Below are 25,428 nucleotides of genomic sequence, written 5' to 3'. Positions count from 1 at the left end.
GCTCCATCGAGACCCTTCCTTCAACATGCCCGATATCCGGAACATCGCGGATTGGCTTCAGCAGGCGACCGTGGTCATGGCCCTGGTCACCGACGCGATCGCCGTCGCGCTGATCGCGGTGGCGATCGCGGGTGCGTTCTGGCGGACCTTGGGGCAAGCCTGGAAAGGCGACGCCGAAGGGCGGCAGGCCGGCGAGGGCGCGCGTTTGCGGCTTGCCCGCTCGCTGGCCCTCGGGCTCGAATTCCTGTTGGCCGCCGACATCATGCGAACCGCGGTGGCCCCGACCTGGACGGAAATCGGGCAGCTCGCGGCGATCGCGGCGCTGCGGACGGCCCTGAATATCTTCCTCCAACGGGAGATCGAGGGGGTGGACCGCGCGGCAGGCCGGCGGCCGGCGCCGGGTTCCTGCAGCCCACCAGCCCCCTGAGGGCGCATCACGTCCCGGCCCGGCCCAGGCGCCCACCACGACGAGGCGCTTCTCGCGCTGCCGCGGGGCGTGGAAACCTGGAGCGGGTCTTGTCGGCCATGACGATCCTGCCGCCCAGCGGCCGTCGCGACTGGCGTTTGGGCCGACGCGTTATGGCCTGACGCTGGCCGGTCACCACTGTCGTCGGAACAGCCACCAGCTGGCGGAGAAGAGCGAGACGCCGATGAGGGCCAGGGCGACGGCGTGCGGCCAGAGCTCGCTCCATCCGGCGCCCTTCAGGAACAGCCCGGTGATGATGGCGATGCCGTGCCGCAGCGGACTGGCCTCCGCCCCCATCTGCAGCCATCGCGGCATGCTCTCGATCGGCGTCACGCTTCCCGAAAGGAAGAGCAGCGGAAACAAGCCGAAGAAGCTGGTGAGCAGCGCTTGCTGCAGCGTGCTGGTCACGCAGGCGACGAAGACCCCGATGGAGACGGCGCTGAGCAGGAAGATGAGGTTGAGCGCGACGAATGTCAGCAGGTCACCGCTCACGGGAACGCCCAGCAGCCGGGCGACGAGGAGCGAAGGGAACAGCGCCCCGGTGCTGACCACGACCGGCGGCAGTACCTTGGCGACGAACATCTCGTGGGCGCGGATCGGGGTGACGCGAATCTGCTCGAGCGTGCCGCTCTGCTTCTCCCGCACGAGCCCCGCCGCCGGCAGCACGACGGCCAGCATGAACCCGGCCTGTGCGATCATGGCCAGGGCGACGAAGTTGGTGTTGGTGAGGTTCGGATTGTACCAGACGCGCACCGCCGGCTGCACGCCCTTGGCCATGACCGTCGCGCCGGCATAGCGGGCGGCGGCGAACCGCGACGTCATCTCGACGATATAGGCCCGCGCGCGGGCGGCCACGTCGGCGTTCGAGCCATCGACCACCACGCCGACCGTGGCGCGCCGGCCTGCGGTGACCCGCGCGCCGAAGTTGGGCGGCACCTCGACCAGGGCGTCGAGCTGGCCGCGCCGGAAGCGGCGTTCGGCGTCCCGCGGCGAGGCGAAGACCCCGGCGAGGACGAAGGTGTCCGCCGAGGTCAGTTCCCGGACGAAAGCGCGGCTCACCTCGGTGCGGTCGTTGTCGACCAGGCCCAGCTTGAGGTTCTTGACGTCCATGCCGATGGCCATGGTGCACATCGCCACCTCCAGCGTCGTCAGCCAGAAGATAAGGAACAGCACCACCGGATCGCGCAGCATCTGCGCGAACTCCTTGCCGATCAGCCCATAGAGGCGACCCCACATCGTCAGGCGATCCGCTTCTTCAGAAGCAGGATCGCGACCGCGAGCACCACCACGGTATAGCCGACGAGGACGGCCACGTTCGGCCAGAGTTCGGCCAGGCCGGCGCCACGCATGACGATCCCGCGCGAGATGTTCACGAAGTACATGGTCGGGATCCGCGCGGAGTAGCCCTGGAAGAAATCAGGCATGGTGAAGATCGGATAGACGAAGCCGGAGAACAGGAACGACGGCATCAGGGTGATGATCAGCGTCACGAGCATGGCCGCGACTTGGGTGCGCACCAGGGTCGAGACCAGCAGGCCCACCGAAACCGTGGTGACGACGTAGATCAGGCCGAGCCCGGTCAGCAGCGCGAGGCTGCCGTGCATCGGCGTCTTCAAGACCAGGAAGCCACCGGCGAGCACCATGGCGAGCTGCAGGGCGGCGATCAGGACGTAGGGGATCAGCTTGCCGAACACGAACTCGGTCTTGGTCAGCGGCGAGGCGTAGATCTGGGCGATCGTGCCGAGCTCCTTCTCCCGGGTCACGGCAAGGGCCGTGAGCAGGGGCGGGAACGCCATCAGGATCACTGCGAAGAGGCCGGGAACGATGAAGTCGCGGCTGCGAAGCTGGGGATTGTACCAGACGCGCACCTCTGGCTGGACGGGGAGCTCCAGCGTCCCGCGGGGGAAGGCGTAGATGATGGCGCGCCCGTAGGCCGAGACCACGGCGGCGGTGGACGCATAGGTCCCGTCCACCAGGAACTCGACAGGCGCGCCCTGGCCGCGCGCGAGGCGCGCCCCGAAACCGGAGGGTATCGACAGGACCGCCCGCGCGCGGCCGTTCATCAGGGCGTGTTCGGCGACCCGTTCGTCGTCGGGGGCGCTCACCAGCCGGAAGTATGGGGTGTTGAGGAACTGATCGGCGAGCGCGCGGCTTGCCGCGCTCTTGTCGTGGTCGATGACGATCAGGGGCGCGTCCTCGACGTCGAACGACAGCGCGACGCCGAACAGGAACAGCATCAACAGCGGCATGAAGACGGCGATCCAGACCGTGATCGGGTCCCGCAGGATCTCGAGCGCCTCCTTCCGGCTGAAGGCGAGGATGCGCTTGAGGCTCATGCGGCGATCGCGCCCTGTCGTGCGCGGCGGATGAACTCGAGGAAGACGTCCTCGACGCGCGCAGCCTTCAGGCCGAGCTCCGCCTGCAGGGCGCCGAGCGGGCCGAGCGCGATCATCCGCCCGTCCATCATCAGGCCGAGCCGGTCGCAGTAGGTGGCCTCTTCCAGGTAGTGCGTCGAAACGATCACCGCGACGCCCTCCGCAGCCAGTGTCGCAATGAGCCGCCAGAACCGGAACCGCGACAGCGGATCGACCCCGGACGTCGGCTCATCGAGAAAAAGCACCTTCGGCCGATGAACGATCGCGCAGGCGAGGGCGAGGCGCTGGCGCACGGCGCTGGAGAGGCTTCGGACGAGGCCCTCCTCCTCCGCCAGCGGGAAGCCTGCGCGGGCGCAGGCCCAGGAGATCCGGGGAACCAGCTCCGACCCCGAGAGGCCGTAGCTGCGCGCGAAGAAGAAGAGGTTCTCCTGCGGGGTCAGGTCCGCGAACAAGGAGAACCTCTGTGAGACGTAGCCGATGCTGCTGCGCACGGCCGTGCTGTCCCTTGCGACGTCGAACCCGCCCACCCGCGCCTGGCCCTCGCTCGGCGCAAGCAGTCCGCAGAGGATCCGCATCAGCGTCGTCTTGCCGGCCCCGTTGGGCCCCAGCAGCCCGAGGATCTCTCCGGCGCGCACCTGAAGCTGGACGTCGTCGACCGCCAGGAAGTCGCCGAAGCGCCGGGTGACGTTCTGGGCATCGACGAGGACCGTCCTGGTGATGGCCCGCGGCGGCGGCGCGGCGTCGGGCTCCGGCGCGGCGTCCGGCGAGGAGAGCACGGTGAAGACGTCCTCCATCGTCGGCTCGGCCGCAGCCGCCACGCCCTCGATCGGCCGAAGCGCCGCGACGTCGCCGACCTCGCGCAGCTGCACCCGCACCTCGTCGCCCGACCGCCGCTGGAAGCTGAGCACGCCGGGCATCTCGGCGAGCGCCCGCTCCGCGGCGGCCGGATCTGGCGCCTTGACCTGGTACACGCGCCCGGCCGCGCGCTTGCGGAGTTCGGCCGGAGAGCCCATCGCCAGCGGCCGCCCCTCGCGCAGCAGCAGCACCTGATCGCTGGCGTCCGCCTCGTCCATGTAGGAGGTGGCGAAGACGATGGAGCGCCCCTGGCCACGGGCCGCGTCCAGGAGGCGCCAGAGTTCGCGACGGGAGAGCGGATCGACGCCCAGGCTGGGTTCGTCGAGGATGAGCAGCGGCGGCTCGTGGATCAGATTGGCGCAGAGCGCGAGCTTCTTGCGCATGCCGCCCGAGAGCGCCCCCTCGCGACGACCTTCGAAGCGCTCCAGACCCGCCATGGCCAGCAGCCTGGCCTTCCGCGCGGCATACTCGCCCTTCGGCACGTCGCGCACACCGGCGGCGAAGGCGATGTTCTCGGCGACCGTGAGGCGGTCGTACAGGGAGAAGCCCTGCGACATGTACCCGATGCGCGCCTGCACCCGCTGGGCCGCCTTGCGTACGTCGAAACCGAGCACCTGGCACTGGCCGAAGCTCGGCGTGAGGATGGCGGCGAGCATCTGCAGCAGGGTCGTCTTGCCCGCGCCGTCGGGGCCGACCACGCCGAACACCTCGCCCGGCGCGATCGCCAGGGTGACGTCCTGCAGCACGGTCCGTCGGCCGAAGCGGCGGCCGAGACCCTCGGCGGCGATGACTGGCTGCGAGGGCATCACCTACTCGGGAACCTTGAGGGTCGCGGGCCAGCCGCTGCGCTCATCCCAGAGGATCCACGCGTCCGCAGGCATGCCGGGCTTCAGCCGGCCTTCGGGGTTGGGAGCCTCGAGGGTGACGCCATAGACGGTGCGGCTCCGCTCGTCGGCCGTGTGGACGTCGCGCGGGGTGAACTGCGCCTGGGCGTCGACGCGCGCCACCCGGGCGGGGAACGCCCGGTCGGGGAAGGCGTCGACACGAATCCGCACGGGCGCGCCGAGCCGCACCTTGCCCAGGTCGCGCTCGCTGACGAACACCTTGAGCTTCACCTCCGTGAGATCCGCGAGCACCGCCACGGGCTGGCCGGCCGCCACGACCTCGCCGGGTTCGGCCAGCCGCTCGAGCACGGCGCCGGTGATCGGGGCGGGCACCCTGGTCTTGCCGATCTGCGAGCGGGCGAGCGCGTGGGACTTCGACGCGGCGGTCGACTGCGCCTCGGCTTCCGCCCGCTGCTGCCGCAGCACCTGGGTCTGGTCCTTGGCCGCCTGGTAGGCGTCGCGCGCGCTCTCGACCCGTTGGGCGGGCGACCAGCCCTGCTGGGCCAGCGTCTCGTAGCGATCGAGGTTCTTCTTCGCCGTGTCCGCGTGATGCTCGGCCAGGCCGATCTGCGCGCCGATCTGCGCGCCGGTCCGGCGGGCGGCCTCGTGCTGGGCGCTGATGCGGTCCTCCTGCAGCTGGTAGTCGGAGGCATCGATCTGGGCCAGCAACTCCCCGGCCCTGACGGACCGGCCTTCGATGGCGTTGTTGACCTGCAGCCGGCCCGGAACTTCCGAGGCGACGCGCACCTCGTCCGCTTCGATCCGTCCGCTGCCATAGATCACCTGCGCGGGCAGCGGATCGGGACGCATGCGCCAGTAGGCGTACCCCGAGCCGGCGGCGATGGCGATCAGGCCTGCGCCGACCAGGGCGACCGTTTTCCTGGGCGTCAATCTCATAGGCTGGACCTCAGCGGCTTGCAGGACGGATACTGAACGACGCGCCGGCCCGCGGCCTTGCGTCGGATCAACCGGATCGGCGACGCCGCGCGGTGCGTCGAAGACCCGGGGCGAGACGTGCGGCTCGGCTGACCGGCGCGGCGTGCGCCGTGCGCGCGACTAGTGGTGATCGTAGCGGCCCACCTTGCGGATGTTGTTCCAGTCGTCGGTGGCGTGGCAGGCGAAGCACTGCTCGACGCGGGCCGTCTCGCCGGCGACGCGCTGCGACACCATCTCGAAGTGCATCATCGTGTGGCTGGGCGGCGGGCGATGGCATTCGGCGCATTGGGTGGAGCTGTCGGGCGGGTGCCGCGATCCCGCGATCCGCCAGGTTTCCGTGCCGTGGCACTCAGCGCAGCCCGCGCCCATCAGGCCCTGGTGGGGGTCCTTGACCCCGTGGCACGCGGCGCAGTCGAGCCCGGCGATCCCCGCGGCCTTGGGCGGCGTCCGCGCTGGGTTCCAGACGCGGGCGTCGAGGAGGACGGCGTGATCCATCCGCGCCGGCGCGCGCCCGCCGAGGTGCTCCGTGTGGCAGCCGGCGCAGGTCGTCGCCTCGGCGTGGAACCGGGTGGAGGCCTTGTCGGTGAACCGGGTCGCCGCATGGCAGGTCAGGCACTGCTTGGCTTCGACCCCCTGGTGCGGCGTGTGGCAGGCCTCGCACTGGCCGGCCAGGAAGCTGTGGGCTCCCGACACCGGGCCAGGATTGACCAGGCCCTGCCAGCCCGGGACCCCGGCGCTGCCCTGGCTGTGCACCAGCCAGGGGATCAGGAGCCCCGCGACCAGGGCGGCCGCGCCCACCGCGCCGTAGAGGATCGCCGTCCACCTCATAGCCAGCGCAGCCCGTAGTAGAGGCCCGACCAGATGTGCAGGGCCAGGAGGGCGTAGAGCGCCATGGCGATGACGATGTGGAGCTTGAGCCAGCGGTCGAAAAGCTCCTTCACCAGGGCTTCGGCGCGGACCGCGAACTCCAGGTCGGCGATCGCCGCGGCCAGGCGCGCCGGGTTCGGGGTCTCGGCCCCGGCCTCAGGCCGCATCAGGCTGTCGCGCAGCCCGCGCCAGAATCCGCGGGCCGCCGGCGGCGTCGCCGCGGGCGCGGCGCGGTCGAGGGCCACGCGCAGCGCCGCCAGGTCGGACTGGCGGCCACGGATGGCGCGGCCGAGCTGGCTCAGCAGGTAGCGGCCGGCGTAGCCGCTCAGCACCACCACCAGCATCAGTCCGGTGAGCGACACGCCCAGGGGACTTTCGAACTTGTGGGCGGCGTGGACGAGGCCGAGCAGCGGTCCCAGGATCCCGGCGTAGATGTGGACCGCGAGCAGCGTGCGCATGGAGACGTGGCGCGTCACCCGCGCCTTCAGCGACGGCGTGCGCTTGATCACGAGGTAGACGAAAGGGGCCAGCATCAGGATGGCGCCGGCGATCCCGATGAGGCTTCCGGCCAGGCTGCCCGGGAAGCGGGCGCTCACATGGACCAGGAAGCCCAGCGGAAACCCGACCAGCAGGAGGACCAGGCCGCCGACGACCAGGCTCTCGCGTTCCTGATGATCAGGCCTCGACAACGAGGTCGCCCCCGGCGGACTTGGCCTGGCACGCCAGGACGTAGCCCGCGGCCTTGTCGGCGGGGTCCAACCCGTCCTCCACCGCCATGGTGACTGCGCCCTGCTTGAGCTTGACCACGCAGACGCCGCAGACGCCGGACCGGCAGGAGTAGGGGATCTCCACCCCGGCGCCCTCGGCGGCCTCGAGCACGGTCTGGTCGCTGGGCAGGGGCGCCGAGACGCCGGCGATCGAGAAGGTGACGGTCTGCGGCGCCACCTCCGCCGCCTTGCGCTTGCCGGCGCGCTTCGCGGGCGGCGGGACCGCCGCCTCGGCAGGCGGCTCGTGCACCGGCAGGGACGCGGGCCCGAACGCCTCGGTCCGCAGCTGTTCGGGGGGCACCCCGAGCTCCTGCAGGACGCCCTTCATGGCGGCCATCATGGCCGGCGGCCCGCACAGGTGGACCCGGCGGCGGCCCAGGTCCGGCACGGCCGCCTGGAGCAGCTCCCGCGTCAGCCGCCCTTCCGGACCCAGCCAGCTGGTGCCGGGGGTCCGCGTCTCGGCGGTGCAGAGGACGCTCAGGTTCGGGTGGCGCCGCTCGAGGTGCTCGAGCTCCTCGCGGAACAGCAACTCGTCCGTGGCGCGGGCGCTGTATATGAAGAAGATCTCCCCCGGCCAGACCAGGTCGGTCAGGTAGCGCAGTACCGACATCATGGGGGTCACGCCGACCCCGCCCGCGATCAGGACGATGCTGTCGGCGTCGGTGCCGGAGAAGGTGAAGGCGCCGTAGGGGCCGGCGACCTTCAGGCGCGCGCCGGCCGCCACCTGGTCGTGGAGGTAGGCCGACACCGCCCCCTGCGGCTCGCGCTTGACCGTCAGTTCGACGTAGCCGGTGCGGGTGGGCGCCGAGGCGATCGTGTACGACCGCTTGGCCGAGGCGCCGGGCGTGGGCTCCACCTCCACCTGCAGGAACTGCCCGGGGAGGAAGTCGAACGGCAGCCGCCCGCCCGCGGGGTCGACCAGCCGGAAGGTGGAGACGGTCGGGGTCTCCCGAACCACCTGCGCCACCCGCAGCTCGCCCTTCCAGGGCCGTGCGGCGACCGCCGGCCGAACCGTCTCTGCGGCGGCTGCGCCTGGTCCCGGCGCCGGAGCGGGCGCCGCGACTTGAGCGGCGACCCCGGCCGGCGCCGCCGGCCCGGGAGGCTGTGGTGCGCCGGCCGCCGCCGTGTCGCCCGGCCCTGCCTTCGCGGCGGCCAGGACCGCGCGGGTCCGTCCGCGGCGCAGCACCTGCAGCGCGACGAGTCCGGATGCGACCAGCGCCAAGGCCGTCATCAGGAGGAGGTGTCCCGCGTTGGCGCCGTACCAGAGCGAGGCGTGCGGCTGCGGCGTCGGGAGACCCAGTTCGTCGCGGTACCAGTCCAGCGCGACCTGCGGCCCGGCCGGGCCGCGCGCCAGGGCCAGATGCGCCGCGGTCCCGCTGCGGAGCAGAGCCTGGCCTTCGCGGGCCGTCGCGTCCGCCTGCGCGAGCGCCGCGGCGTCGTGCATCGAGGCCGCCCATTGCGCCTCCTTGGCGGCCCGCGCGAGCAGGGCCCCGCCCACGTCCATGCGGCGGCGGCCCTCGTCGGCGATCGCATGCCGCTCGGCGTCGGAGACATGAGGCAGGGCCAGGAGCCGGGCGTAGAGGGGCTGCCCGCCCGCCGACATGCAGCCCTCGCCCATGCAGCCGCCCATCATGCCCGCCATGCCCTCCGCGCCCGCCCGCTGCGCCGCCGCGGCGGGCGGCATGCCCGTCATGGCGGGAGCGGGCGCGCCTGCAGCCGCCGCCGGCGTGGCGGGGGCCCCGCCCCCCGGATGGTGGGCCGCATGCTCGTCCGCCGTGGGCGGCTGCGCCAGGGCCGCTTGCGCCGCGAACAGCGACAGGACGGCGGCGGCCAGCGTCCCGCCGAGGGCGGCGCGGGCGCGCCCCGCCGAACTGGCGACGCGGCGGCCTGGACGGCGCGGCGGACGGCGGGCCGACACTAGCGCATCGACCCGGCCATGTGGCGGCACGACATCGCACACTCGCGGCAGAGGTCCGCGCAGGCCTGCAGCGCCGCGGCGGCCTCGGCCTTGCCGCAGGCCTCGGCGCAGGCGTCGCAGACCTGCGCGCAGGCCGCGCAGAAGGCGGTGTGGACCGGCGAGCCCCGCGCCATGGAATTGGCCGTGGCCTGGCAGATCTCGGCGCAGTCGAGCAGGGTCATCACCAGGGCGGGCTCGGCGCGTCCGGCCCCGGAAAGCGTCTTGCCGACCGCGTCCTGACAGGCGGCGTGGCATTTCAGGCAGAGCGCGATGCAGTCGGCGAGCGACATGTGGCCGCCGGCGGCGGCCTGCGCCGCCGCCGGACCCGTTGCGCCCGCGATCGCCGCCAGGCCGAGGGCCACGGTCAAGAGGTTCCGCCGATGCGTCATCTTCGTCTCCCAGGTTGCCCAGTCGCCTGCGCGCAGGCCGACGGATTCACGCCGGCGAAAGCCGCCAGATTCGCAGCTAACCGGGTCCAGGGAGACAGGCGTTGACCGAGGTCAACGGAGGCTCGCAGCCGGGGCGTGCACGGTCCGCCAGAGGGGATACTGAGGCGGACCGTGCCAACTTCCCGCGCGCGGCTCGACGAGACCGCGCGACCTGGGAAGCCTACTTTTTCAGCATGGACCGGCACTGGGCATGGGTCATGCCCATGCTGTTGACCGCGCCGGACTTGTCCGAGCCGTGGCTGTGGGTCGCGCCCTCGCCCATCTCGCTCAGCATCTTCTCGCAGGCGGCCTTTTGCTCCGCTGTCGGCGGCGTATCGTCCATGGTCGCGCAACCCGCCAGGGCCATGGCGGCCATGCCCGCGGCGGCGACTCCCAGTGTCTTGATCATCAAACCCACTCCTCCTCGATTGATCAGGCTGAGCTAACATGGGCTACACCGAAGGCTTCGCCGAACAAGGTCAGGGCCGGCGACCAGGCCGCAGGCGCCCGCAAAACGATCAGGACGAGACTGAAATTTGGGCGAACGACACATCTGCTCAGCCGTCTCCCGCGCATGCCCGCTATAGGGGATACGCGCGACCGAGGCGCAACCCTCACGCCGGACCAGGCTGAGTCGCGGCGCGCCCGGCGCCAGCGGCGCTGCGTCGTCGTCCGGGCGCCCCCCGGACGAACGGGCGACGCCAGGGCGGGGCCGGGCTCAGTGCGCTGCGGCCGCGGCTCTCGAGGACCAGTGGACGTGCACGATCTTCCAGGTCGCGCCGTCGCGGCGCAGGAGCATGGTCTCGGTGGTGATGCGGTCCACGTCGCGGTCCTTGTAGCGGCCCTGGGTGCGCCCTTCGGAGGCCACCCAGGCCAACCCGCCCAGCATCCCGCCGGTGCGGCGCAGCAGCGCGCCGGGGACGGCCTGGGCGAACGCCGCGTCGCCCGCCAGGTGGGCCGCGGCGTATTCCGCCTTGGACCGTTCGGCGCCCCCGGCCTCGAAGATCAGCACGTCGTCGGCGAGCTGGGCCAGGGCGCCGGCGGTGTCGCCGCGGCGCAGCGCCGCGTGGAAGGCGTCGACGGCGCGGGCCGCCTCCCGCGGCGCGGCCGGCGCCGCACGGACGGCGGCCTGCGGGCGCTCGCCAGGGTGGGCGAGGGCGGGCGCCGGCGCGACGGCGAGGGCGAGGATGGCCGCGAGGGCCAGGGCTTCGGGGCGGGGCATGGTCAGGCTCCAGGTCAACGGCCAGGCCGCAGGGTGGGGTCGAGGGTTTCGGCCAGGATCTTGCGGGCGCGGTAGACGCGCGTCTCCACGGTCTTGACGGTCACCCCCAGGACGTCGGCCGCCGCCTGCTGCGACAGGCCATCGAGGGCGGTGAGCACCAGGGCTTCCTTGAGCGGAGCCGGCAGGCGCGCGATGCCGCGGTCCAGCAGGGCCAGCCGCTCGCGCTCCACGAGGGTCGCCTCCGCATCCGGCGACGGGTCCGCCGGACCCTCCGCGTCCGCGTCGTCGGGCGGCCGGTCGCCGAAGATTAGCCGGCGAAAGGCCCGACGCCGGGCCCGGTCGCGCGCCTTGTTGATGGCGATGGTGCGCAGCCAGGCCGCGAACGGGCGCGCCGGGTCGTAGCGGGGCAGGGCGGCCCAGGCGGCGATGAAGGCCTCGTGCGCCGCCTCGCGCGCTTCGTCCGGGTCGCCGAGGTAGCGGCGCAGCAGCCCGTAGAGGCGGTCCTTGTGCCGCCCGACGAGGGTCGCATAGGCCCGCTCGTCGCCGGCCGCCGCCTGGCGCGCCAGCATGGCGTCGCTGGGTTCGGCGGGCGGGTTCACGGGGTCTCGTCAGTGAGCGCCTTCACCACAGTGTCGTCGAAAACGGCCGCCTGGTCGGGCGTCAGCACCTGGCGCATCGCCAGCACGTGCAGGATGGTTTCCTTCTGCAGCTGCCCCATGGCGCGGTGGAAGCGGTCGATGGCCTGTTGCACCGCCGGAGAATAGGCGTGCTCGCGGCCGATGGCCTGGGCGAGCTCGGCGTTGGCGGCGCGCATTTCGGACTCCAGGGCCTGTCGCCGCGCCGCGAAGTCGCGCTCGAGCCCGGCGATGCGCCGCTCCTGGTCGGCGGTCAGGTTCAGCTTCTCGTGCACCACCTCGTGCAGGGGCGGCTCGTCGTGCATGCGCGAGACGATATAGGACGCCCCGCCCCAGGCGCCCGCGAACGCCGCCAGCACCGACAGAACGAGGGTGATCAGCAGGCCGCGGGCGAAACTCACCCGCGCCCCTCGAGCAGGGTGGAGGGGGCCAGGTGCGCGCCCGTCGAGAAGGTGTCGAGGCGGTGGGGTTCGCTCAGCGTGGTGGCGGCCGCCATCCCGCCGGCGGTCACGCCGAACGCCATCGCCATCGCCACGGAGGCGGCGCGGATCGGGGTGAGCGCGCGCGACGCGCGCGCCGCCTCGCGGTGGCGCGCGACAGCGGCCATCACGGTCGCCTCCAACCCCTCCAGAGACGCATCGGGCGCCTCCCGGGCGAGCTGCGCGAGCATGTGATCCAGATCGTTCGACATCGGTCGTCCTTGCACAGTCTTCACCTGGATATACGCCCGGGCCGCCTCGATCCCGCAAGCGCCGCGATCCCGGCGCGGCGACGTGTCAGCCGCCGTGGGCGCGCAGCCAGTCGCGCAGGGCCGCGATGCCGCGGGTGTTCTCGTCGATCGTCTTCTGCGCCAGCTGCTTGGCCTGAGCGTCGGCGCCGTGTTCGAGCTCTATCCGCGCCATCGCGATGGCGCCTTCGTGGTGGGCGATCATCTTCTTCGCGAAGGTGGCGTCGACCGTACCGCCCTTCGCGGCGGTCATCGACCTGTGCATCGACTGCATGGACGCCATGAAGGCCTCGTCCGCCATCATGTGATGACCCCCCGCGCCCTTGGCGGCGTGTCCCATCTTGTCCTGTTCCATCTTGCCCTGGGCCATCGTCCCGTGTTCGCCCGGCGGGTGCGCCCAGGCGGCGGCGCCGGCCAGGCTGAGGACCGCGCTGGCGGCCAGGAGTTGCGACGTCTTCATGGAATTCACCCTGGTGTTGTCCTGCCCTGCGCGGCCATCGCCCAGGACGTAGGCGCCGGGTTAAAGGCGCAACACGCCCGGTTCGTTGCGCAGGCCGGCGTCAACGGACGCCAGCCGTCCGACCATGGGAGGGTCGCCGCACGAAGATCCCGCGCAGCCCACATCTCGACGCGTGAGGGGGCGGGGCGGGCTCATGCGTATCCCTGGTTGGCGGCCGGCTTGACCTTCCCACGATGGAAAGGCGCGTCGATGGGGCGCCGACGCGGAGAGGGAGGCTTCGGATGAACATCGGCCATGCGTCCCGCGCGTCCGGGGTCAGCGCCAAGATGATCCGCTACTATGAGCAGGTCGGCCTGATCCGACCGGCCGAGCGCAGCGAGGCCAACAACTACCGCAGCTTCGACGAGCGCAACGTCAATGAGCTGCGCTTCATCAGGCGCGCCCGCAGCCTCGGGTTCTCGGTGGACGAAATCACCAACCTGCTCTCTCTCTGGCGCGACCGCGCGCGGCCGAGCCGCGACGTCAAGGCGATCGCCGATCAGCATGTCGCCGAGCTCGAGGGCCGTATCGCCGAGATGCAGGCGATGGCGGACACCCTGCGCCACCTGTCCGGCTGCTGCGCCGGCGACGACCGCCCCGACTGTCCCATCCTGGCGGATCTGGCGTCCGGCGATCCGCCGGCCGGGAGGGGCCGCCGCGCGGCGGCCCGTCCTTTCGGCGGCTGAAGGCCTATTGCAGCGACAGCACCTGGTCGCCGGCCGCGTTGAGCGTGAAGGTCACGGACTTGCCCGTCTTGGCGGCCTTGACCGCCTCGGGAGCCGCCTTGAACGTCATGGTCATCGCCGGCCACTTGAGGGCGGGGATCGGGCCGTGATGGAGGGTGATGGTCCCGGCCTTGGCGTTCACGCCCTTCACGACGCCCGAGCCCTGGACCGGAGCGGCGGCCTTCGGCGCGGCGGCGGCGTGGTCGGCGTGGTTTGCCGGCTGGGCTGCGGCCGGCGCGGCCACGGCGAGCGCACCGGCGAGGATCAAGGCAAGTTTCATGTCGGTCTCCTGAATCTCGGAAAATCTGCCCGCCCACTGCGCGGACCGTCGGTGAGATTACGCGCCGCCGCCGCGCATCCCTCAACCGGCCCCTCCGCCCCGTCCTTGACCTTGCCACGATGGGAAGCCCCATCTTCGGAACCGAGGCCAGCTTGGAGGTTTGAGATGCTTCGGTTCAAGGTCGATGGCATGGGATGCGGACATTGCGTCGGCGCGGTGACCCGCGCCGTGCAGGCGCTCGATCCCGCCGCGGAGGTCCGCGTGGACCTGCAGGCGGGAACGGTGGAGGCGCAGACCCGCGCCGACGCCGGGGCGGTGTCGCAGGCGATCACAGGGGCGGGATACGCGGTCCGCGCGCCCGCCTGAGGCGGCGGACGGAGTCCGGAGCCGCCGCAACCTTCCCCGGGCGACAACCTTCGCACGTCAATGGCGAGTTGCGCCCGGCCGGGAACGCCGGCCGCCCTCCGCGGGGTGGCCGGCCCTTCCGACACCAGGAGGCGCGCCATGCGCAGATGGCCCATCACCAGGTCTGCGCGGAGCGCCGCCGCCGCTGCGAAGCGGCGTGCCGGGCCGCCGCCGCAGCCCTCGCGCCCGCGGCCGCTACCCGTGGGTCGCGAACGGTCGGGTGCGGCCGGACCGGTCGAGCAGCAGCAGGGTCACGAAGCGCTCGGTCGCGCCGCCGGGCTGCTCCATCCCCGGGGAGCCTATCGGCATGCCGGGGACGGCGAGACCCAGGGCCTTCGGCCGCTCCCGCAGCAGTCGCGCGACGTCCGCCGGCGGGACGTGGCCCTCGACCACATAGCCCGCGATGACCCCGGTGTGGCACGACGAGAGCGTGAAGGGGATCCCGTGCTTCCCCCGCACCGGGGCCAGGTCCTCCACCTCGACGACCTTGGGCGAGAAGCCGGCGCGGCGCATGTGGGTGACCCAGCCGCCGCAGCAGCCGCACCAGGGGGTCTTGTAGACCGTCAGCTCGGCGGCCGCCGCGCGGGCGCAGCCCGCCGTCAGGCCCAGCGCTGCGGCGCCCAGGATCAGCGCGCGGCGACCCGGGCCTCGGGCGGGGGTGGGGGAGGGGTTGATCATCGGGAGACTCCTTTCGGCAGGGGGGACCGCCGGCCTGGCCGGCGGCGGCGCAGCAGCAGATAGCCCGCGGGGATGACGAGCATGGAGAGCAGCGGGGCGGTGAGCATGCCGCCGATCATCGGGGCGGCGATGCGGCTCATCACCTCGGCGCCGGCGCCGTGGCCCACGAGGATCGGCGCCAGGCCCGCCAGGATCACGGCGACGGTCATGGCCTTGGGACGGACCCGCAGCAGGGCCCCTTCGTGCACGGCGGCGGCCACGTCCTCGGGGCTGGGGTCCGGACCGCGCTCCGCCAGGGCGTGCTTCAGGTAGATCAGCATCACGACCCCGAATTCGGCCGCCACGCCCGCCAGGGCGATGAAGCCGACCCCCGTGGCGACCGACTGGTGGTAGCCGAGCAGGTAGATGGCCCAGACGCCGCCGGTCAGCGCGAAAGGCAGGGTGCCCATGATCAGGGCGGCCTCGTCCCAGCGGCGGAAGGTGGCGTAGAGCAGCAGAAAGATGATCGCCAAGGTCGCGGGCACCACCAGCTTCAGCCGCGCGGCGGCCCGCTGCAGGTACTCGAACTGGCCGGCGTAGGCGACGGACACGCCGGGCGGCAGCGTCACGTCCCTGGCGACGGCGCGGCGCAGGTCGGTGACGACCGAGTTCAGGTCGCGGCCCCGCACGTCCACATAGACCCAGGTCGACGGGCGGGCGTTCTCGGTCTTCAGCATCGGCGGCCCGTCCGCGACCTCGATGGCCGCCACGGTCCCGAGGGTGATCTGCTGGCCGGCGGGCGTCAGGATGGGCAGGCCGCGCAGCCCCTCGAGGCTGTCGCGCAGCTCGCGCGGATAGCGCACGCTGATCGGGTAGCGGGCGACGCCCTCCACCGTCTCGCCGACGGTCTGGCCCCCGACGGCGCCGCCGACGATCTCCTGGACATCGGCGATGTTGAGGCCGAAGCGGGCCGCGGCGGCGCGGTCGATCCGCACGTCCACGTAGCGTCCGCCGGTCAGGCGCTCGGCCAGGGCGGAGGAGACGCCGGGCGTGCGCTTGGCGACCCTCTCCACCTGGGCGGCCACCCGGTCGAGCTGGGCGAGGTCCGCGCCGGAGACCTTGACGCCGATCGGGCTCTTGATGCCGGTGGCCAGCATGTCGATGCGGTTGCGGATCGGCGGCACCCAGACATTGGCGAGGCCGGGGATCCGCACCACCCGGTCGAGCTCCTCGGTCAGCGTCTCCGGGGTCATGCCGGGACGCCACTGGTCGCGGGGCTTGAACTGGATGGTGGTCTCGAACATCTCCAGTGGCGCCGGGTCGGTGGCGGTCTCCGCGCGGCCGGCCTTGCCGAAGACGCTCTTCACCTCCGGGACCGTGCGGATCAGCCGGTCGCTCTGCTGCAGCAGGGCGGACGCCTCGGCCGCGGAGATGCCAGGCAGGGCGGAGGGCATGTAGAGAAGGTCCCCCTCGTCCATCGGCGGAATGAACTCCCCGCCCAGGCGGCTGAGCGGCCAGGCCGTGGTGGCGAAGGCCAGCAGCGCGACCACGAGCACCGTGCGGGGCCGGCGCAGCACCCAGCCGATGACGGGTTCGTAGGCGCGCGTGAGCCAGCGGTTCACCGGGTTGGCCGCCTCGTTCGGGATGCGGCCGCGGATCAGGAAGCCCATCAGCACCGGCACCAGGGTCACCGAGAGGATCGCGGCGCCGGCCATGGCGTAGCTCTTGGTGAAGGCCAGGGGCGAGAAGAGCCGCCCTTCCTGGGCCTGCAGGGCGAACACCGGCACGAACGAGAGGGTGATGATCACCAGGCTCAGGAACAGGGCGGGCCCCACCTCGGCGGCGGCGTCCGTGACCAGCCGCCAGCGGGTCGGCTCGTCCATGGCCTCGCCGGGGTTCTCGTGCGTCCACCGCTCGAGCCGCTTGTGGGCGTTCTCGATCATCACCACGGCGGCGTCGACCATGGCCCCGATGGCGATGGCGATGCCGCCCAGCGACATGATGTTGGCGTTGACGCCCTGCAGCCGCATGACGAGCAGGGCGAACAGCACACCGAGCGGCAGGGTCAGGATGGCCACCAGCGCCGATCGGGCGTGCCAGAGGAACAGGGCGCAGACCACGCCCACGACCACGAACTCCTCGAGCAGCTTCTGGCTGAGGTTGGCGATCGCCCGGTCGATCAGCTGCGAGCGGTCGTAGGTGGTGACCACCTCCACGCCGGGCGGCAGGCTGCGCCTGAGTTCAACGAGCTTGGCCTTCACCGCCGCGATGGTCTCGCGCGCGTTCTTGCCCGAGCGCAGGATGACGACCCCCCCGGCCACCTCGCCCTCGCCGTTCAGTTCGGCGACACCGCGGCGCATCTCCGGCCCGATCTGGACCGTGGCCACGTCGCCCAGGCGAACGGGCACGCCGCCGCGGGCGGTGCGCAACGGGATGGCGCGGAAGTCGTCGAGGGTTTTCAGATAGCCGCTGGCCCGGACCATGTATTCGGCCTCGGCCATCTCCAGCACCGAGCCGCCGGCCTCCTGGTTCGCCCGCTGGATCGCGCCCACGACCTCCTGATGGGTCACCCCGTAGGCCGCGAGGCGGACGGGATCCAGCACCACCTGGTACTGGCGCACCATCCCGCCGATGCTGGCGACTTCGGCGACGCCCGGCAGGCTCTTCAGCTCATAGCGCAGGAACCAGTCCTGCAGCCCGCGCAGCTGCGACAGGTCGTGGCGGCCGGAGCGGTCGATCAGCGCATATTCGTAGACCCAGCCGACGCCGGTGGCGTCCGGCCCGAGCGCGGCCTTCGCGCCGGCGGGCAGGCGGCCCTGCACCTGGTTGAGGTACTCCAGCACCCGGGAGCGCGCCCAGTAGAGGTCGGTCCCGTCCTCGAACAGCACATAGACGAAGCTGTCGCCGAAGAAGGAGTAGCCGCGCACCGTCTTGGCCCCGGGCACCGAGAGCATGGTGGTGGTCAGGGGATAGGTGACCTGGTTCTCTACGATCTGCGGCGCCTGCCCGGGATAGCTTGTGCGGATCACCACCTGCACGTCGGAGAGGTCGGGCAGCGCATCGACGGGCGTCGCACGGACGGCCATGACCCCCGCGACCAGGAGGGCCAGAGCGCCCAGCAGGACGAGGAACCGACCCCGCACCGAGGCCCGGATGAGGGCGGCGATCATCGCGCGGGCCTCCGCTCGAGCCGGCGCACGATCGGACCGCTCGCCGTTTGCTCGAAGGCGAAGGTCACCTGCTCGCCCGGCTTCACCGCATGGGCCAGGTGTGGATCGCCGAGCCGGAACGACATGGTCATGGCCGGCCACTGCACGGCCGGGATGGCGTTGTGGCTCAGGGTCACCTGGCTCGCCGTGATCTGCTCCACGCGGCCGACGCCTTCGATCAGGGACGCCGCGGCGCGAGCGGGGGGCGCGTCGCCGATCGGACGGGCCGCGACGCCGGACAGGCTGGCTTCGCTGTCGATGAGGAACTGGCCGGAGGCCACGACCTGTTCGCCTTCGCGCAGGCCGGCCAGCACCTCGGTCTGGCCGCCCGCCTCACGCCCGGTCCGGATTTCCGCCGGCTGATAGGTCCCGCGCGGCCCCGCCAGCATGACCAGCGTGCGCCGTCCGGTGCGGATCACCGCCTCGGTGGGGACGAGCAGCGCGGACTGCCCCACACCGCCGAACCGCACCGTGGCGAACATGCCGGGCCGCAACCGGCCGCCTGCGTTGGGCAGCTCGATCCTGACCGTGAGCGTGCGGCTGTCCGGCTGGACCTGCGGCAGGATCGCCGTCACCCGGCCGCCGAAGGCCTCGCCGGGATAGGCGGCAAGGGTGGCGCTGGCCGCTTCGCCGACGCGGATCTGGCCCGCCATCGCCTCGGGCGCCGCCGCGTTCAGCCAGACCCGGCCGAGGCCGTTGATCTCGGCCAGGGTCTGCCCCGCTGTCACGGTCATCCCGTCGCGGACCGAGAGCGTGCGGATCACCCCGCCCGAGGGCATGACGACGGTGGTCACGTCCCGCACGCGCCCGCCGCGTTCCACGGCCGCGATCAGGCCGGGGGGCATGCCCAGCAGCTGCAGGCGCTGGCGGCTCGCGCGGATCAGGGCCGCATCGCCCGATCGCCGCACGGCCAGGAACTCGGCCTGGGCGCCCGCCCAGTCGGGCACGAGGATGTCCGCCAGGGGCGCGCCCGCGCCCACGACGTCGCCGGGGGCGCGGCCGTAGACCCGCTGCACGAAGCCCGAGGCCCTGGACTGCACCACGGCGACGTCACGTTCGTTGAAGTCGATCACGCCCGTGGCGCTGAGACCGCCCGGCAACGCGCCGCGCTGAGCCCTGGCCAGGCGCAGGCCCAGGCTCTGCGTCTGCGCCGGATCGATGGCGACGCCGGGATCCGACGCCGCGTCGTCGGCGTATTTCGGCTGCAGCGGCATGTCCATGAACGGCGACTTGCCGGGGCGCGCGAAGCGCTGGCCCGGGTTCATGGGGTCGTACCAGTAGAGCACCTCGCGGCCGGCCGCCGCCGGCGCCGGAGCGTCCGCGGGCGCCGTCGCCCGGCCGATCAGGACGCCGCCGGCGAGGGCGGCGACGGCGAGGCCGGCCGCGGCGGCGAGCGCGACTGGAGACATGTTGAAGCGGGTCATCGATCGCTCCCCAGGGTGTGTGTGAGCCGCGCGGTCGCCCGGGCCAAGGCGGCCTCGCGCTCGAGCAGGGTGAGTTGCGCCTCGGCGCGGGCGCTGAGCGCCTCGGTGACTTCAGGCACGCCCGCGCGCCCGGCGGCGTAGCTGGCGGTCTCCAGGTCGGCCCGGGTCCGCGCCAGCGGCAGAAGGGTGTCGCGCGCCCGTAGCCACTGTTCCCGCAGCATGGCGTGGTCGGCGAGACCCGCCTCGAGCTCGGCGGCCAGGGCGCGCGCGGCGGCCTCGCGTTCGGCCCGTGCCTGGCCGAAGGTTGCGGTCCGCGCCGCGATGATCGGCTCCTGGCGGGTGCGGGCGAAGACCGGCAGGCTCACCGTCACCCCGACCGAGACCATGTCCCCGAACATCGGGTCGCGGCGCTGGTAGGCGAACTCCAGGCCAAGGTCCGGGCGCTTGCCGGCGCGCGCCAGGTCGACCTCGGCGCCCGCCTGGCGGACCGAGGCGTCGCGGGCCTCGATCAGCGGATGGCGGTCGAGGCCGGCGCGCAAGGCTGCGACGTCGAGCTCGAGCGGCGGCGGGGTTCCCGTCGGCTCCGCCGCCGGGTCGCCGGTCCAGCGCGCCAGGCGGACGCGCGCGACGGCGACGGCGGCGACCAGTTCGCTGCGGCGGTCGGCGAGTTCGGCGCGCAGGCGCCGCCCCTCCGGGCCGGCGGCGGGTCGCGCGGCGCCCGACGCCACGCTGGCGAAGGCCGCGTCCCAGAGCGGACTCAGCGTCGCCACCGCCTGGTCGAGCGCCGCGAGCCGTCGTTGCGCATAGTAGAGGTCGACCCAGGCGGCGGCCGCCGCGGCGCGGACCTCGCGTCCGCTCGCCCGCCGGGCGGCCAGGGCCGCGGCGATGCCCGTCTGGGCGCGTTCGCGCTCGGCCGCCCGCTTGGCCGCGTTGGGGAGGTCCTGCGTCAGGCCGAAGCGGGCCATGGTCATCTCCTCGGCGTCGAAGCGGCCCGCCCCGCGGCCTGAGACCGGCACGTTCTCGAGTCCGAGCTGCAGCTTCGGGTCCGGCAGGGCGCCGGCGGCCCGCGAGGCCGCGCGCGCGGCCTCCTCCTGCAGGGCGGCGGCCTGCAGTTCGGGGGCCTGGGCCTCGGCGCGGTCGAGGGCGGCGGCGAGCGTGATCGGCGCGGCGGCCGCGGGTGCGGCGACCAGCCAGGCCGCGGCGGCCGCGAGGCCGGGCCAGCGAGCGCGACGGCGTCGCCGCCGGGCTCGGGGGGACAACAAGGTCATGGAATCGTCCTGACGACGCGGAACCAAGCGCCCGAAGGCGCGCGCAGTCTCACGCGCCGGCGGAGCCTCGGGGCTGGCCGGCGGCGCGCTTCAGGCGAGCGGTCGCGGTGGTCGTTCCAGCGGCGGCGGCGGATGGGCGTGCAGCAACTGTGCGCCCGGGACGGCATAGGCGGTCCAGGTCGCGGCCGGCCGATCGACCACCAGCGACGTCGGCAGGTCGGCGACGACCCCGGCCATCACCACGCACTTCGCCGCGCAGGCCGGGTCCATGGGCGCAGATGGGTCGGGATCGCAGCACGGCATGTCCGCCATGGCCGCGGCGGCGTCCATGTGCTCGCAGGCGCGCGCGGCCGCCGCCGCGTTGAGCGGGCTGAGGGCCAGGGCCAGGACGGCGAGGAGCGCAAACAGCCGCGCGATCATGGGCTCATCATGAGCCTTCGGCGCGCAGTTGTCTTTGACTTCCCTCAAGCGGCGGCCGGAGGCGGGAGCGTGCCGAGCGCGGCGACCAGCGCCAGGACGAGGACGGCCGCGCCGGTCTCGAGCGCGAGGCTGCGGCGCAAGCCGGCCAGCGCCGCGGGATCGCCCGACGCCGCGCCGGCGGCCAAGGCGGGCGTCAGGCGGAAGCGGTTCACCGCGGCCAGGCCCAGCATGACGGCGAAGACGGCCAGCTTGGCGAGCATGAGGACGCCCCAGCCGGTGGCGGCGAGGCGCGCCAGGCCCTGCGGGCCGACCAGGAACCAGCTGTTGACGAGGCCGGTCAGGACCAGGGTGGCGACCACCGCCGAGCCGACGCCGGAGAAGCCGGCGAGCGCGCCGTGCAACGCCCGCGCCTGCAGGACGCCGAAGGGCTTGGCGCGAAGCAGAAGTCCGAAGGCGGCGAGGGCCCCGATCCAGACCCCGGCCGCCAGGAGGTGCAGGATGTCGGCGACCAGATGGACGAGACTCCCGGGGCCCTCGGTGGCGGCCCCGTGGCCGCTCCAGGCAAGGCTGGCCACGGCGGCGGCGCCCAGGACGCTGAGCGCCCACCACAGGCGACGGCCGGGCGTCATGACCAAGACCAGCACGAGCGCCGCCATGGCGGCCACGGCGCGGGCGAGGGCCGCGCGGCCGAAGGGGGTCTCGACGCCGACGCTCATCAGGAGCGCGCCGTCCCATGCGGCCGAAGGGTCACCAGCCATCACGGCCGTCTGCGCGAGCAGCCCGGCCACGGCCCCGGCGCACAGCGCCAGGCCGGCGCCGATGGCGAGCGGCCGTGGCCATGGCAGCGCATCCCGCGCAGGGGCCTTCAGGCCGTAGAGCAGGAAGAGCGGCGCGCCGAAGAGCACGACGGCGGCCGCAAACTGCAGGAGGCGCAGGGCGACGACGGCGGCGTGCATGCGCGCGCCGTCAGCGCACGGTGAAGTTGAAGGCGCCCTGCATGCGATGGGTGTCCGCGGTCACCGCGTGCCACTTCACCTCATAGACGCCGGCGCTCAGCGGCCGTGCGGGCGTCCCGACCAGCGAAAGCCCGTCCTTGCCTGGGGCCACCTTCACCGGCACGGCTGCGCCTTTCGAGGAGACCTCGAAGCCGGAGAACTTCGCCTGCAGCTTCTCATTGAACTGCAGCTGGATCTGGGCGGGGGCGGGCGATGCCGCATTGGCCGCGGGACTGGAACTCACCAGCTTTGCATGGGCGGAGGCGTGGCTGCCGACGAGCAGGGCGCTCGCGGCGACGGCCAGCGCGACGGGGGTTCTGAACGTCATTCCGATATCTCCGCAGGGTTGAGGGACGCCTCACCGGGTTGTACGCGCGGCCAACCTCCAGTCCCTCACGCGACAGGATGACGGGCCCGCCGCAATCGCTTTTTGAGGGGCGCAGCCGACCTCGTGCGTATACTGGCCATGTCGCCTCGCACCGCGGGGCCGCGGTGAACCTCCGGGACGGACGATGCACGATCTTCTCAGCCGCCGAGCACTCCTGCGCGGCGCGACCCTGGCGGGCGGCGGCCTCGCCGCCGCCGGCCTCCTGCCCGGGTGGGCGCTCAGCGCCGCGCCTGGCCTGCCCACGCTGCCCACGCTCTCCGGGGAGGACATAAAGCTCACGATCGGCCACAGCGCGCTGACCGTCGACGGCCGCCGCGGGCACGCGGTCACCATCAACGGCACCGTGCCCGCGCCGCTGATCCGCCTGAAGGAGGGCCAGAAGGTCCGCCTTTCGGTGACCAACACCCTGGATGAGGACACCTCGATCCACTGGCACGGGCTGCTGGTGCCGTTCCAGATGGACGGCGTGCCGGGCGTCAGCTTCCCCGGCATCAAGCCCGGCGAGACCTTTGTCTACGAGTTCCCGGTCATCCAGAGCGGCACCTACTGGTACCACAGCCACTCGGGCCTGCAGGAGCAGGAGGGCCACTACGGGCCCATCGTGATCGACCCGGCCGGCCCGGATCCGGTGGCCTACGACCGCGAGCACGTGGTGGTGCTGTCGGACTACAGCTTCATGCATCCCCACCGCATCTTCCAGCGGCTGAAGCAGCAGTCTGGGACCTTCAACTATCAACGCCAGACCATCGCGGGCCTGCTGGCGGGGCGGGACCAGACGCTGCAGGAGCGGAAGGAGTGGTCCAAGACGCTGATGGACCCTACCGACATCTCCGACGTCACGGGCGCGGTCTACAAGTTCCTGATCAACGGCCACGGCGCTGAGGACAACTGGACGGCGCTGTTCACGCCCGGCGAGCGGGTGCGCCTGCGCTTCATCAACGCCGGCGCCCAGACGATCTTCAACGTCCGCATCCCCGGCCTGAAGCTCACCGTGGTGGCGGCCGACGGCCAGAACGTGCGCCCGGTGGAGGTCGACGAATTCCAGATCGGCAACGCCGAGACCTACGACGTGATCGTGCAGCCGACCGAGGATCGCGCCTACACCCTGGTCTCCGAGGCCGTGGACCGTTCCGGCATGGGCCGGGCGACCCTGTCCCCGCGACCGGGCATGACCGCGGCAGTCCCGCCGCTGCGCCAACGGCCGCTCGGGACGATGAAGGACATGGGCATGGGCACGCACGCCGGCCACGGCGGCGTCCAGGCCGGCGCGCCGGCGGCGGCGGGCGCGGATCACGCGGCGATGGGCCATGCCCCGGCCGGCGCGGCGCAGCCCGCCCCCGGAATGGCGCCGCCGAGAGTGCGAGGGTCCGACGCCATGGGCGACATGGGCGGCATGGAGATGTCCATGCGCGATCCGCTCAACGCGCCGCAGGTGAAGATGGGCCCGGGCGTGCAGTCGATCGCACCGTCGCCCATGGACCGGACCGGCGAGCCGGGGCAGGGGCTGGAGAGCGTCGGGCATCGCGTGCTGGTCTACACGGACCTCATCGCCCTGGAGCCCAATCCGGACACGCGCGCCCCGTCGCGCGGCCTGGAAATCCGCCTGACCGGCAACATGGAGCGCTTCATCTGGGGCTTCGACGGGATGAAGTTCAGCGACGGTCCGAAGCCGTACAGCTTCCGCAAGGGCGAGCGGGTCCGAGTCACCCTGGTCAACGACACCATGATGACCCACCCGATCCACCTGCACGGCCACTTCTTCGAACTGACCCACGGGCCGGTGGGCCACATGCCGCGCAAGCACACGGTGAATGTCCTGCCGGGGGGAAAGGTCAGCTTCGACATCACCGCCGAGCCCGGCGACTGGGCCTTCCACTGCCACATGATGTACCACATGCACGCCGGGATGTTTCAGGTGTTCGCCGTGCGGCCCCTGGATGGAGCCGCCGCATGAGCCGTCTGATCTGCATGGCCCTGGTTCCGACCCTCTTCGCGGCCCCGGCCCTGGCCCAGACCCCCGATCCGCACGCCGGCCACGCCAGGCCGGCGCCGACGGCCGATCCGCATGCGGGGCATGCGGCCCCGGCCGCGAAGCCCGCGCCGCCGCCGACCGCCGATCCGCACGCCGGCCATACGATGCCGGCCCCGACGGCCGATCCCCACGCGGGTCACACGGCCCAGGCCGGGCCGCCCGCCGCCGATCCGCACGCGGGCCACACGATGCCGGCGCCGCCCGCGGACCCGCACGCCGCACACGCAGCGGCGCCGGCCGTGACCCAGACCGGGGCCGACCTGCCGGTGGGCGCGGAGGCCCCGCCGGCGCCGCCCGCCGAGTTCGGCGCAGACCGTGTTTACGGCGCGGGTCCGATGGCCGAGGGCCGCGCGATCCTGCGACAGGAGCACGGCGGAACCCGGCTCTCCAAGGTGATGGCCAACATGTCCGAGGCCCGCCTGGGGTCCGGCGGCGGCTATCACTGGGACCTGGAGGCCTGGTTCGGCGGCGACGTGAACCGCCTCGTCCTGAAATCGGAGGGCGAGGGAAGCTGGGATGACGGCGCCGAGGACGCCGAGGCCCAGGTGCTCTACTCCCGCGCCGTCGGCGTCTACACCGACCTGCAGGTCGGCGTGCGCCACGATTTCGAGCCGGGGCCGCAGCGCACCTATGCCGTGATCGGCTTCGAGAGCCTGCTCCCCTACTGGTTCGAGGCGGAAGGGGCGCTGTTCCTCTCCAACAAGGGCGAGCTCCTCGGCCGGGCGGAGGGGACCTACGACTTCCGGCTGGCGCAGCGGCTGGTGTTGCAGCCGCGTGCGGAGCTCAACTTTTCAGCAGCAGACATCCCTTCCCGCGGTGTCGGCTCGGGCCTCTCGGACGTCGAGGCGGGTCTGCGGCTGCGCTATGAGATTCGCCGGGAGTTCGCGCCCTATGTCGGCGTGGTCTGGAGCCGCAAGGTCGGCGACACCGCCCGTTTCGCCCGCGCCGCCGGCGAGGACGCAAGCGACACGCGCTTCGTCGTCGGTCTGCGGGCCTGGTTCTGAACC

Annotated in this window: 27 protein-coding genes; 5 read left to right on the top strand and 22 right to left on the bottom strand. The window is 72.7% G+C overall.

Features of this window, described 5'->3' with window-relative positions; all coding sequences use genetic code 11:
• Window positions 1-25: 25 nt before the first annotated feature.
• Window positions 26-427, top strand: a complete 402-nt coding sequence (locus EPO51_RS11640) for a DUF1622 domain-containing protein (protein ID WP_293350435.1) — start codon at window positions 26-28, stop codon at window positions 425-427.
• Window positions 428-598: 171 nt separating this feature from the next.
• Here the strand turns inward: EPO51_RS11640 and EPO51_RS11635 are convergent, their stop codons facing one another.
• From EPO51_RS11635 to EPO51_RS11570, 14 genes are all read right to left on the bottom strand, one after another.
• Window positions 599-1,702: an ABC transporter permease gene (locus EPO51_RS11635; protein ID WP_293350432.1), complete on the bottom strand. Its 1,104-nt coding sequence runs from the start codon at window positions 1,700-1,702 to the stop codon at window positions 599-601.
• 2 nt (window positions 1,703-1,704) lie between these two features.
• The gene (locus EPO51_RS11630) at window positions 1,705-2,802 is read right to left on the bottom strand and encodes an ABC transporter permease (protein ID WP_293350429.1); all 1,098 of its coding nucleotides are present in this window, start codon (window positions 2,800-2,802) and stop codon (window positions 1,705-1,707) included.
• A complete protein-coding gene (locus EPO51_RS11625) occupies window positions 2,799-4,502 on the bottom strand; it encodes an ATP-binding cassette domain-containing protein (protein ID WP_293350426.1) in 1,704 nt (567 codons plus the stop codon). Before EPO51_RS11625 ends, EPO51_RS11630 begins: the two co-directional genes overlap by 4 nt.
• A 3-nt stretch (window positions 4,503-4,505) precedes the next feature.
• Entirely contained in the window at window positions 4,506-5,477 is a 972-nt protein-coding gene (locus EPO51_RS11620; RefSeq protein WP_293350423.1) for an HlyD family secretion protein, read from the bottom strand.
• Between the two features lie 159 nt (window positions 5,478-5,636).
• Entirely contained in the window at window positions 5,637-6,344 is a 708-nt protein-coding gene (locus EPO51_RS11615) for a cytochrome c3 family protein (RefSeq protein ID WP_293350420.1), read from the bottom strand.
• Window positions 6,341-7,072 carry a hypothetical protein gene (locus tag EPO51_RS11610; protein ID WP_293350417.1) on the bottom strand — a complete coding sequence of 244 codons (732 nt, stop codon included), beginning with the start codon at window positions 7,070-7,072 and terminating at the stop codon, window positions 6,341-6,343. Before EPO51_RS11610 ends, EPO51_RS11615 begins: the two co-directional genes overlap by 4 nt.
• Window positions 7,059-9,068, bottom strand: coding sequence for a 2Fe-2S iron-sulfur cluster-binding protein (locus tag EPO51_RS11605; protein WP_293350414.1), 2,010 nt, complete (start codon window positions 9,066-9,068; stop codon window positions 7,059-7,061). The genes EPO51_RS11610 and EPO51_RS11605 overlap by 14 nt, the downstream gene beginning before the upstream one ends.
• Window positions 9,068-9,496 (bottom strand): four-helix bundle copper-binding protein, encoded by a 429-nt coding sequence (locus EPO51_RS11600; protein WP_293350412.1) that lies wholly within the window; start codon window positions 9,494-9,496, stop codon window positions 9,068-9,070. The genes EPO51_RS11605 and EPO51_RS11600 overlap by 1 nt, the downstream gene beginning before the upstream one ends.
• Window positions 9,497-9,716: 220 nt before the next feature.
• On the bottom strand, window positions 9,717-9,944 hold the full coding sequence (locus EPO51_RS11595) for a hydroxylase (protein WP_293350410.1): 228 nt from the start codon (window positions 9,942-9,944) through the stop codon (window positions 9,717-9,719).
• A 309-nt stretch (window positions 9,945-10,253) separates the two neighbouring features.
• Complete coding sequence (locus EPO51_RS11590; RefSeq protein ID WP_293350408.1) at window positions 10,254-10,757, bottom strand: nuclear transport factor 2 family protein; 504 nt, start codon at window positions 10,755-10,757, stop codon at window positions 10,254-10,256.
• A 14-nt stretch (window positions 10,758-10,771) separates the two neighbouring features.
• On the bottom strand, window positions 10,772-11,356 hold the full coding sequence (locus tag EPO51_RS11585; RefSeq protein WP_293350406.1) for an RNA polymerase sigma factor: 585 nt from the start codon (window positions 11,354-11,356) through the stop codon (window positions 10,772-10,774).
• Complete coding sequence (locus EPO51_RS11580; RefSeq protein ID WP_293350404.1) at window positions 11,353-11,793, bottom strand: Spy/CpxP family protein refolding chaperone; 441 nt, start codon at window positions 11,791-11,793, stop codon at window positions 11,353-11,355. The genes EPO51_RS11585 and EPO51_RS11580 overlap by 4 nt, the downstream gene beginning before the upstream one ends.
• Window positions 11,790-12,083, bottom strand: a complete 294-nt coding sequence (locus EPO51_RS11575) for a hypothetical protein (protein WP_293350402.1) — start codon at window positions 12,081-12,083, stop codon at window positions 11,790-11,792. Before EPO51_RS11575 ends, EPO51_RS11580 begins: the two co-directional genes overlap by 4 nt.
• Before the next feature lie 85 nt (window positions 12,084-12,168).
• On the bottom strand, window positions 12,169-12,579 hold the full coding sequence (locus EPO51_RS11570; RefSeq protein WP_293350400.1) for a DUF305 domain-containing protein: 411 nt from the start codon (window positions 12,577-12,579) through the stop codon (window positions 12,169-12,171).
• Window positions 12,580-12,860: 281 nt separating this feature from the next.
• Between EPO51_RS11570 and cueR the strand changes: the two genes are divergently transcribed.
• Window positions 12,861-13,304, top strand: a complete 444-nt coding sequence (gene cueR / locus EPO51_RS11565; protein WP_293350398.1) for a Cu(I)-responsive transcriptional regulator — start codon at window positions 12,861-12,863, stop codon at window positions 13,302-13,304.
• 4 nt (window positions 13,305-13,308) lie between these two features.
• On the opposite strand, the gene EPO51_RS11560 is transcribed toward cueR, so the two are convergent.
• A complete protein-coding gene (locus EPO51_RS11560; RefSeq protein WP_293350396.1) occupies window positions 13,309-13,623 on the bottom strand; it encodes a copper-binding protein in 315 nt (104 codons plus the stop codon).
• Between the two features lie 165 nt (window positions 13,624-13,788).
• On the opposite strand from EPO51_RS11560, the gene EPO51_RS11555 reads away from it, so the two are divergent.
• Window positions 13,789-13,989 carry a heavy-metal-associated domain-containing protein gene (locus tag EPO51_RS11555; RefSeq protein ID WP_293350393.1) on the top strand — a complete coding sequence of 67 codons (201 nt, stop codon included), beginning with the start codon at window positions 13,789-13,791 and terminating at the stop codon, window positions 13,987-13,989.
• A gap of 234 nt (window positions 13,990-14,223) precedes the next feature.
• Here the strand turns inward: EPO51_RS11555 and EPO51_RS11550 are convergent, their stop codons facing one another.
• From EPO51_RS11550 to copC, 7 genes are all read right to left on the bottom strand, one after another.
• Complete coding sequence (locus EPO51_RS11550) at window positions 14,224-14,706, bottom strand: DUF411 domain-containing protein (protein ID WP_293350390.1); 483 nt, start codon at window positions 14,704-14,706, stop codon at window positions 14,224-14,226.
• Complete coding sequence (locus EPO51_RS11545; protein ID WP_293350387.1) at window positions 14,703-17,855, bottom strand: efflux RND transporter permease subunit; 3,153 nt, start codon at window positions 17,853-17,855, stop codon at window positions 14,703-14,705. Before EPO51_RS11545 ends, EPO51_RS11550 begins: the two co-directional genes overlap by 4 nt.
• The gene (locus tag EPO51_RS11540) at window positions 17,852-19,318 is read right to left on the bottom strand and encodes an efflux RND transporter periplasmic adaptor subunit (RefSeq protein WP_293350384.1); all 1,467 of its coding nucleotides are present in this window, start codon (window positions 19,316-19,318) and stop codon (window positions 17,852-17,854) included. Before EPO51_RS11540 ends, EPO51_RS11545 begins: the two co-directional genes overlap by 4 nt.
• On the bottom strand, window positions 19,315-20,586 hold the full coding sequence (locus tag EPO51_RS11535; RefSeq protein WP_293350381.1) for a TolC family protein: 1,272 nt from the start codon (window positions 20,584-20,586) through the stop codon (window positions 19,315-19,317). Before EPO51_RS11535 ends, EPO51_RS11540 begins: the two co-directional genes overlap by 4 nt.
• A gap of 90 nt (window positions 20,587-20,676) precedes the next feature.
• On the bottom strand, window positions 20,677-21,006 hold the full coding sequence (locus EPO51_RS11530; protein ID WP_293350378.1) for a hypothetical protein: 330 nt from the start codon (window positions 21,004-21,006) through the stop codon (window positions 20,677-20,679).
• A 44-nt stretch (window positions 21,007-21,050) separates the two neighbouring features.
• Window positions 21,051-21,962: a copper homeostasis membrane protein CopD gene (gene copD, locus EPO51_RS11525; RefSeq protein ID WP_293350376.1), complete on the bottom strand. Its 912-nt coding sequence runs from the start codon at window positions 21,960-21,962 to the stop codon at window positions 21,051-21,053.
• 10 nt (window positions 21,963-21,972) lie between these two features.
• Window positions 21,973-22,329 carry a copper homeostasis periplasmic binding protein CopC gene (gene copC, locus EPO51_RS11520; RefSeq protein WP_293350374.1) on the bottom strand — a complete coding sequence of 119 codons (357 nt, stop codon included), beginning with the start codon at window positions 22,327-22,329 and terminating at the stop codon, window positions 21,973-21,975.
• 184 nt (window positions 22,330-22,513) lie between these two features.
• Here copC and EPO51_RS11515 point away from each other — a divergent pair, with 184 nt between their 5' ends.
• Window positions 22,514-24,343, top strand: coding sequence for a copper resistance system multicopper oxidase (locus tag EPO51_RS11515; RefSeq protein ID WP_293350371.1), 1,830 nt, complete (start codon window positions 22,514-22,516; stop codon window positions 24,341-24,343).
• The gene (locus EPO51_RS11510; RefSeq protein WP_293350368.1) at window positions 24,340-25,425 is read left to right on the top strand and encodes a copper resistance protein B; all 1,086 of its coding nucleotides are present in this window, start codon (window positions 24,340-24,342) and stop codon (window positions 25,423-25,425) included. Before EPO51_RS11515 ends, EPO51_RS11510 begins: the two co-directional genes overlap by 4 nt.
• The last annotated feature ends 3 nt before the right edge of the window (window positions 25,426-25,428 follow it).

Source organism: Phenylobacterium sp. (assembly GCF_004297125.1).
Lineage (GTDB): Bacteria > Pseudomonadota > Alphaproteobacteria > Caulobacterales > Caulobacteraceae > Phenylobacterium.
The sequence above is the reverse complement of the archived record's forward strand: the minus strand, read 5'-3'. Positions and strand labels throughout refer to the sequence as shown.

Bases quoted from the DNA above. Each gene is read 5' to 3' on its own strand.
- EPO51_RS11640 (WP_293350435.1), top strand. From the start codon at position 26: ATGCCCGATATCCGGAACATCGCGGATTGGCTTCAGCAGGCGACCGTG.
- EPO51_RS11635 (WP_293350432.1), bottom strand. From the start codon at position 1,702: ATGTGGGGTCGCCTCTATGGGCTGATCGGCAAGGAGTTCGCGCAGATG.
- EPO51_RS11630 (WP_293350429.1), bottom strand. From the start codon at position 2,802: ATGAGCCTCAAGCGCATCCTCGCCTTCAGCCGGAAGGAGGCGCTCGAG.
- EPO51_RS11625 (WP_293350426.1), bottom strand. From the start codon at position 4,502: ATGCCCTCGCAGCCAGTCATCGCCGCCGAGGGTCTCGGCCGCCGCTTC.
- EPO51_RS11620 (WP_293350423.1), bottom strand. From the start codon at position 5,477: ATGAGATTGACGCCCAGGAAAACGGTCGCCCTGGTCGGCGCAGGCCTG.
- EPO51_RS11615 (WP_293350420.1), bottom strand. From the start codon at position 6,344: ATGAGGTGGACGGCGATCCTCTACGGCGCGGTGGGCGCGGCCGCCCTG.
- EPO51_RS11600 (WP_293350412.1), bottom strand. From the start codon at position 9,496: ATGACGCATCGGCGGAACCTCTTGACCGTGGCCCTCGGCCTGGCGGCG.
- EPO51_RS11595 (WP_293350410.1), bottom strand. From the start codon at position 9,944: ATGATCAAGACACTGGGAGTCGCCGCCGCGGGCATGGCCGCCATGGCC.
- EPO51_RS11590 (WP_293350408.1), bottom strand. From the start codon at position 10,757: ATGCCCCGCCCCGAAGCCCTGGCCCTCGCGGCCATCCTCGCCCTCGCC.
- EPO51_RS11575 (WP_293350402.1), bottom strand. From the start codon at position 12,083: ATGTCGAACGATCTGGATCACATGCTCGCGCAGCTCGCCCGGGAGGCG.
- EPO51_RS11570 (WP_293350400.1), bottom strand. From the start codon at position 12,579: ATGAAGACGTCGCAACTCCTGGCCGCCAGCGCGGTCCTCAGCCTGGCC.
- cueR (WP_293350398.1), top strand. From the start codon at position 12,861: ATGAACATCGGCCATGCGTCCCGCGCGTCCGGGGTCAGCGCCAAGATG.
- EPO51_RS11560 (WP_293350396.1), bottom strand. From the start codon at position 13,623: ATGAAACTTGCCTTGATCCTCGCCGGTGCGCTCGCCGTGGCCGCGCCG.
- EPO51_RS11555 (WP_293350393.1), top strand. From the start codon at position 13,789: ATGCTTCGGTTCAAGGTCGATGGCATGGGATGCGGACATTGCGTCGGC.
- EPO51_RS11550 (WP_293350390.1), bottom strand. From the start codon at position 14,706: ATGATCAACCCCTCCCCCACCCCCGCCCGAGGCCCGGGTCGCCGCGCG.
- EPO51_RS11545 (WP_293350387.1), bottom strand. From the start codon at position 17,855: ATGATCGCCGCCCTCATCCGGGCCTCGGTGCGGGGTCGGTTCCTCGTC.
- EPO51_RS11540 (WP_293350384.1), bottom strand. From the start codon at position 19,318: ATGACCCGCTTCAACATGTCTCCAGTCGCGCTCGCCGCCGCGGCCGGC.
- EPO51_RS11535 (WP_293350381.1), bottom strand. From the start codon at position 20,586: ATGACCTTGTTGTCCCCCCGAGCCCGGCGGCGACGCCGTCGCGCTCGC.
- EPO51_RS11530 (WP_293350378.1), bottom strand. From the start codon at position 21,006: ATGATCGCGCGGCTGTTTGCGCTCCTCGCCGTCCTGGCCCTGGCCCTC.
- copD (WP_293350376.1), bottom strand. From the start codon at position 21,962: ATGCACGCCGCCGTCGTCGCCCTGCGCCTCCTGCAGTTTGCGGCCGCC.
- copC (WP_293350374.1), bottom strand. From the start codon at position 22,329: ATGACGTTCAGAACCCCCGTCGCGCTGGCCGTCGCCGCGAGCGCCCTG.
- EPO51_RS11515 (WP_293350371.1), top strand. From the start codon at position 22,514: ATGCACGATCTTCTCAGCCGCCGAGCACTCCTGCGCGGCGCGACCCTG.
- EPO51_RS11510 (WP_293350368.1), top strand. From the start codon at position 24,340: ATGAGCCGTCTGATCTGCATGGCCCTGGTTCCGACCCTCTTCGCGGCC.